Raw genomic sequence first — 6,821 nt, forward strand, 5'->3', positions numbered from 1 at the left:
GACGCGCTGGCGACGAGGCTGGCCGCCGATGCGGACGGCACCGTCGCGCGGGCAAGCGCCGTGCTGGTCAAGGGCTCGCGCTTCATGCGGATGGAGCGCATGGTCGACGCGCTGGTGACGCCGTCGGCCGGGTCGGCTGAGTCGGCGGGGCCGGCGAACAAGGGTTGAGACTGAACGGCAGTGAAGCTTAACGATTGATTGGAATTGGCCGCCAGGCCCCTGAACGAGGGGCGGCGGCAGCAGACAGGAAAACGAAGAACGATGTTATTGGCCCTGGCCCAATGGCTGCAAGATGACTACAGCTTCCTGCGGGTCGTCAACTATCTGACCTTCCGCGCCGTGATGGCCAACCTCACGGCGCTGGTGATCGGCCTCGCGCTCGGTCCGTGGGTGATTCGCAAGCTGACCGAGATGAAGATCGGCCAGGCGGTGCGCACCATCGGCCCGCAGACCCATCTGGTCAAGTCCGGCACGCCGACCATGGGCGGCGTGCTGGTGCTGCTGTCGATCGGCATCTCGACGGTGCTGTGGTGCGACTGGGGCAACCGCTTCGTCTGGGTGGTGATGCTGGTGACCTTCGGCTACGGCGCGATCGGCTGGGTCGACGACTACCGCAAGGTCGTCTATCGCGACCCGCGTGGCATGTCGAGCGGCGAGAAGTATTTCTGGCAGACGCTGATCGGGCTGGTGGCCGCGGTCTATCTGGCCTTCTCGATTTCCGAGGCCAGCAACGTCAAGGTGTGGGAGCTGTTCCTGAGCTGGGTCGAGGGCGGGCTGTCGCTGGACATGCCCTACAAGTCGAACCTGTTGGTGCCCTTCTTCAAGGAGGTCAGCTACCCGCTGGGCGTGGCCGGCTTCATCGTGCTGACCTATTTCGTGATCGTCGGCTCGAGCAACGCCGTCAACCTGACCGACGGCCTCGACGGCCTGGTGATCATGCCGGTGGTGCTGGTCGGCAGCGCGCTCGGCGTGTTCGCCTACGTGATGGGCAACGCGGTCTACAGCAAGTACCTGCTGTTCCCGCATATCCCCGGGGCGGGCGAGCTGCTGATCTTCTGCTCGGCGATGGCCGGCGCGGGCCTGGCCTTCCTGTGGTTCAACGCGCATCCGGCGCAGGTGTTCATGGGCGATGTCGGCGCGCTGGCGCTGGGCGGGGCGCTCGGCACCATTGCCGTGATCGTGCGCCAGGAGATCGTGCTGTTCGTGATGGGCGGCGTGTTCGTCGCCGAGACGGTGTCGGTGATGCTGCAGGTCACCTGGTTCAAGTTCACCAAGCGCCGTTATGGCGAAGGGCGGCGGCTGTTCCGCATGGCGCCGCTGCACCACCATTTCGAGCTGAGCGGCTGGAAGGAAACGCAGGTGACGGTCCGCTTCTGGGTGATCACGCTGCTGCTGGTGCTGATCGGGCTGTCGACGCTGAAGCTGCGCTGAGGCGCACAGGCGGAACGCAGACCGGCAAGTTGAATCGACGACAGGAAATCAAGGGCAGGAAACGAAGTGTTTGGCGAGTTGCAGACCCCTCATGTGCTGGTACTGGGCCTCGGTGAATCGGGCCTGGCGATGGCGCGCTGGTGCGGCCGGTATGGCTGCGCGCTGCGCGTCGCCGACACGCGTCCGGCGCCCGCCAATCTCGCCTTCCTGCAGGCCGAGCTGCCCTCGGCCGAATTCGTCGGCGGCGCCGCCTTTGCGTCCGCCCTGCCGGCGCTGCTCGACGGCATCGGGCTGATCGCGATCAGCCCGGGCCTGTCGCCCACCGAGCCCGATACCGGCGCGCTGCTGGACGCGGCGCGCGAGCGCGGCATCCCGGTGTGGGGCGAGATCGAACTGTTCGCGCGCGCGCTGGCGCATCTGCAGGCGGAGGCCGGCTACGCGCCGAAGCTGCTGGCGATCACCGGCACCAACGGCAAGACCACCACCACCGCGCTGACCGGCCGGCTGGTCGAGCGCGCCGGCAAGACCGTCGCGGTCGCCGGCAATATCAGTCCGTCGGCGCTGGACAAGCTGTCGGCCTGCATCGCCTCGGCGACGCTGCCCGAGGTCTGGGTGCTCGAGCTGTCCAGCTTCCAGCTGGAGACCACGCATACGCTGGCGCCGCATGCGGCCGCGGTGCTCAACGTCACGCAGGACCATCTGGACTGGCACGGCACCATGCAGGCCTACGCGGCCGCCAAGCAGCGCATCTTCGGGCCGGCGCAGCCCGTGGGGGCCGACGGTGCCGACGGTGCCCCATGCGTGCAGGTGCTCAACCGCAACGACCGCCTGACGATGGAGATGGCGCGCCCGGGCATGGTCCCGGTGACCTTCGGCACCGACCTGCCCGAAGTGCCGGGCAGCTTCGGCATCCTGCGCGAGGGCGGCATGCCCTGGCTGGTGCTGGCGGAGCCCGATGGCGAAACTGAAGAGGCCAGGCCGCGCCGCCGCAAGAGCGCCGCGGGCGACGAGGCCGCGCCGGTACCCGTGCGGCACAAGCGCCTGATGCCGGCCGATGCGCTGCATATCCGCGGCATGCACAACGCCACCAACGCGATGGCGGCGCTGGCGCTGTGCCGCGCCATCGATCTGCCGCTGAACGCGCTGCTGCACGGCCTGCGCGAGTACCGCGGCGAGCCGCACCGGGTCGAGTGGATCGCCACCATCGACGACGTCGAGTATTTCGACGACAGCAAGGGCACCAATGTCGGCGCGACCGTCGCGGCGCTGTCCGGGCTCGACAAGCGCGTGGTGCTGATCGCCGGTGGCGAGGGCAAGGGCCAGGATTTCTCGCCGCTGGCGGCGCCGGTGGCGCAGTACGCGCGCGCGGTGGTGCTGATCGGCAAGGCCGCCGGCGAACTGCGCGCGGCGCTGGAAGGCACCGGAGTTGCGCTGCTCGACGCGGGCTCGGACGAGGGCGCGCTGGAAGCGGCGGTGCGGCTGGCCGCCGAACAGGCCCAGGCGGGTGACGTGGTGCTGCTGTCGCCGGCCTGCGCGAGCCTGGACATGTTCCGCAATTACGTGCACCGCGCGCAAGTGTTCCGCGCCGCGGTGGAAGAACTGGCGCTGTCCCGGGGGATCATGCCATGAGCGAGATGCAGGCAGAGCGCCAGGCCAAGCGCAGCGGCTTCGTCGGCGCCACCATCGTCGGCGCGACCATCGGCAATGCCTGGGAAGGGCTGCGCGATGCGGTGTCCGGCGTCAAGCCGACCCGCTCGCGGATGATGGAGTACGACCAGCCGCTGCTGTGGGTGGCGATCGTGCTGCTGGCGCTCGGCCTGGTGATGGTCTATTCGGCGACCATCGCGCTGCCCGATTCGCCGCGCTTTGCCAATTACCGCGAGAGCCATTTCCTGATCCGCCATGCGTTCTCGCTGCTGATCGGGCTCGGCGTCGGGCTGCTGGCCTTCCAGGTGCCGGTCAAGTACTGGGACCGCTATGCGCCCAAGCTGTTCGTGCTGGCGCTGATCCTGCTGATCCTGGTGCTGGTGCCCTTCATCGGCAAGGGCGTCAACGGCGCGCGCCGCTGGATTCCGCTGGGCCTGATGAACTTCCAGCCGTCCGAGCTGATGAAGCTGGCGGTGGTGTTGTACGCGGCCAACTACACGGTGCGCAAGCAGGAATGGATGCAGAGCCTGGGCAAGGGCTTCCTGCCGATGGGCGTCGCGGTGGCGGTGGTCGGCATGCTGCTGCTGCTCGAGCCCGACATGGGCGCCTTCCTGGTGATCGCCGCGGTGGCGATGGGCATCCTGTTCCTTGGCGGCGTCAACGGCAAGCTGTTCGGCGCGCTGGTGGCGATCGCGGTGGGCACCTTCGCGCTGCTGATCGCGGTGTCGCCGTGGCGGCGCGAGCGGATCTTCGCCTATCTCGATCCCTGGCGCGAGGAATACGCGCTGGGCAAGGCCTATCAGCTGACGCATTCGCTGATCGCCTTCGGCCGCGGCGAATGGGCCGGGGTGGGGCTGGGCGGCAGCATCGAGAAGCTGCACTACCTGCCCGAGGCGCATACCGACTTCATCCTGGCCGTGATCGGCGAGGAGCTGGGCTTCATCGGCGTGCTGACCGCGATCGTGCTGTTCTACTGGCTGGTGCGCCGCGCCTTCTCGATCGGCCGCACCGCGCTGCAGCTGGACCGCACCTTCGCCGGGCTGGTCGCCAAGGGCATCGGCATCTGGATCGGCTGGCAGGCCTTCATCAACATGGGCGTGAACCTGGGCCTGCTCCCGACCAAGGGCCTGACGCTGCCGATGGTCAGCTACGGCGGTTCGGGGATCCTGATGAACTGCGTCGCGTTGGCCTTGCTGCTCCGTATCGATTACGAAAATCGGGTGTTGATGCGTGGAGGGAAGGTATGACCGGAACGCAGCAACGCCCGATTTCGGCGCAGGCTAACTTCCTGCGCCAGCAGGAAGTTAAGCGAAGCGGCCGAAGCCAAAACAGCGTGTTGATGCGTGGAGGGAAGGTATGACCGGAACGCAGCAACGCCCGATTTCGGCGCAGGCTAACTTCCTGCGCCAGCAGGAAGTTAAGCGAAGCGGCCGAAGCCAAAACAGCGTGTTGATGCGTGGAGGGAAGGTATGAGTTCCACGCAGCCACGCACCCTGCTCGTGATGGCGGGCGGCACCGGGGGCCATGTGTTCCCGGGGCTCGCCGTCGCGCATGCGCTGCGCGCGCAGGGCTGGCGCGTGGTCTGGCTCGGCAACCGCACCGGCATGGAAGCCACCCTGGTGCCGAAGCACGACATCCCGATGGAGTTCATCCAGTTCGGCGGGTTGCGCGGCAAGGGGCTGCTGACCAAGCTGCTGCTGCCCCTGAACCTGCTGCGCGCGTTCTGGCAGAGCATCGGCGCGCTGCGCCGGGTGCGCCCGAGCGTGGTGCTCGGCATGGGCGGCTATATCACCTTCCCGGCCGGCATGATGGCCTCGCTGCTGGGCCGGCCGCTGGTGCTGCACGAGCAGAACTCGATCGCCGGGCTCGCCAACAAGGTGCTGGCCAAGGTCGCCGATCGCGTGCTGTGCGCGTTTCCGCAGACGCTGCCCGGCGCCGAGTGGACCGGCAATCCGGTGCGCGAGGAAGTGGCGGCGCTGATCGAGCCGGCGGCGCGCTACGACGCCCGCCAGGGTCCACTGCGGCTGCTAGTGGTCGGCGGCAGCCTCGGCGCGGCGGCGCTCAATGCGGTGGTCCCGCAGGCGCTGGCGCTGCTGCCGGAAGGCGAGCGGCCGCTGGTGCGGCACCAGGCCGGCGTCAAGCAGATCGACACGCTGCGGGCGAACTACGCCGCGGCAGGGGTCGCGGCCGAAGCGGTGCCCTTCATCGACGACATGGCGCAGGCGTATGCCGACGCCGATCTGGTGATCTGCCGCGCCGGCGCGATGACGGTATCGGAAGTGGCGGCCGCCGGCGTGGCCGCGCTGTTCGTGCCGTTCCCGCATGCGGTGGACGACCACCAGACCACCAACGCGCGCTTCCTGTCGGAACAGGGCGCCGCGCTGCTGGTGCAACAGAACGCATTGACCGCGGAAGGGCTGGCGCAGACGCTGGCCCGGCTGTCGCGGCCGCAACTGAAAGAGATGGCGCAGCGTGCGCGCGGACTCGCCAAGCCGGATGCGACCCGGCGCGTGGCGCAGGTCTGCAGCGAGCTGGCCAGGGATTAGCCAGGGATTTGGCAGGAATGAGCACGGGGAACCGAGGGATCGAGGTCCACCGACAAGCAACGGATTCATGAAGCATATCGTCAAGAACATCCACTTCGTAGGCATCGGCGGCGCCGGCATGAGCGGCATCGCCGAGGTGCTGCTCAATCTCGGCTACCGGGTGTCCGGTTCCGACATGGGCAGCAACGCCGCGACGCGACGCCTGACCGCGCTGGGCGCGACGGTGATGCACGGCCATGACGCCGCGCATATCGCCGGCGCCAACGCGGTGGTGGTGTCGACCGCCGTCAGCGGCGACAACCCCGAGGTGCTGGCCGCGCGCGCCAAGCGCATTCCGGTGGTGCCGCGCGCGGTGATGCTGGCCGAGCTGATGCGCCTGAAGCAGGGCGTCGCGATCGCCGGCACGCACGGCAAGACCACCACCACCAGCCTGGTGGCGTCGGTGCTGGCCGAGGGCGGACTCGATCCGACCTTCGTGATCGGCGGCCGGCTGAACTCGGCCGGCGCCAACGCGCGGCTGGGCACCGGCGACTTCATCGTCGCCGAGGCGGACGAATCGGACGCGTCGTTCCTGAACCTGTTCCCGGTGATCGAGGTCATCACCAATATCGACGCCGACCACATGGACACCTACGGGCATGACTTTGCCCGTCTGAAGCAGGCCTTCATCGAATTCACGCAGCGGCTGCCGTTCTACGGCATCGCGGTGCTGTGCGTCGACGACCCGAACGTGCGCGAGATCCTGCCGTTCGTGTCCAAGCCGGTGGTGCGCTACGGCTTCGCCGAGGACGCCCAGGTGCGCGCGGTCAACGCCCGCGCGGTCGACGGCCAGATGCATTTCACGGTGCTGCGCCAGCTGAACAACCATGCCGAGCCGCCGCTCGACGTGGTGCTGAACCTGCCGGGCCTGCACAACGTGCAGAACGCGCTGGCGGCGATCGCGATCGCCACCGAGCTGGAGGTGCCCGACGCCGCCATCGTCAAGGCGCTGCGCGAATTCCACGGCGTCGGCCGGCGCTTCCAGCGCTATGGCGAGGTGGCCTGCGCGGACGGCAGCGGCACCTTCACGCTGGTCGACGACTACGGCCATCACCCGGTCGAGATGGCGGCGACGCTGGCCGCCGCCCGCGGCGCGTTCCCGGGCCGCCGCCTGGTGCTGGCGTTCCAGCCGCATCGGTTCACGCGCACGCGCGACTG

5 protein-coding genes and 1 pseudogene are annotated in these 6,821 nt (G+C 68.6%); all 6 read left to right on the forward strand.

The window, feature by feature from the left end:
- Positions 1 to 168 (forward strand): annotated as a pseudogene (locus AC6EI8_RS22760) (UDP-N-acetylmuramoyl-tripeptide--D-alanyl-D-alanine ligase); the annotation flags it as partial.
- A 93-nt stretch (positions 169 to 261) separates the two neighbouring features.
- Entirely contained in the window at positions 262 to 1,431 is a 1,170-nt protein-coding gene (mraY, locus tag AC6EI8_RS22765; protein WP_023264842.1) for a phospho-N-acetylmuramoyl-pentapeptide-transferase, read from the forward strand.
- Positions 1,432 to 1,497: 66 nt separating this feature from the next.
- Entirely contained in the window at positions 1,498 to 3,060 is a 1,563-nt protein-coding gene (locus tag AC6EI8_RS22770; RefSeq protein WP_498382943.1) for a Mur ligase family protein, read from the forward strand.
- On the forward strand, positions 3,057 to 4,325 hold the full coding sequence (gene ftsW / locus AC6EI8_RS22775) for a putative lipid II flippase FtsW (RefSeq protein ID WP_149316567.1): 1,269 nt from the start codon (positions 3,057 to 3,059) through the stop codon (positions 4,323 to 4,325). The genes AC6EI8_RS22770 and ftsW overlap by 4 nt, the downstream gene beginning before the upstream one ends.
- 222 nt (positions 4,326 to 4,547) lie before the next feature.
- Positions 4,548 to 5,624 carry an undecaprenyldiphospho-muramoylpentapeptide beta-N-acetylglucosaminyltransferase gene (gene murG, locus AC6EI8_RS22780; RefSeq protein ID WP_150082107.1) on the forward strand — a complete coding sequence of 359 codons (1,077 nt, stop codon included), beginning with the start codon at positions 4,548 to 4,550 and terminating at the stop codon, positions 5,622 to 5,624.
- A gap of 67 nt (positions 5,625 to 5,691) precedes the next feature.
- Positions 5,692 to 6,821: UDP-N-acetylmuramate--L-alanine ligase (murC, locus tag AC6EI8_RS22785; protein WP_498382944.1), on the forward strand; the 1,130-nt coding region annotated here is incomplete at its 3' end.

The organism is Cupriavidus sp. R6-3, assembly GCF_059772245.1.

What these genes read in the sequence shown, in the direction of transcription:
- mraY (WP_023264842.1), top strand. Translation starts at nt 262, where the DNA reads ATGTTATTGGCCCTGGCCCAATGGCTGCAAGATGACTACAGCTTCCTG.
- ftsW (WP_149316567.1), top strand. Translation starts at nt 3,057, where the DNA reads ATGAGCGAGATGCAGGCAGAGCGCCAGGCCAAGCGCAGCGGCTTCGTC.
- murG (WP_150082107.1), top strand. Translation starts at nt 4,548, where the DNA reads ATGAGTTCCACGCAGCCACGCACCCTGCTCGTGATGGCGGGCGGCACC.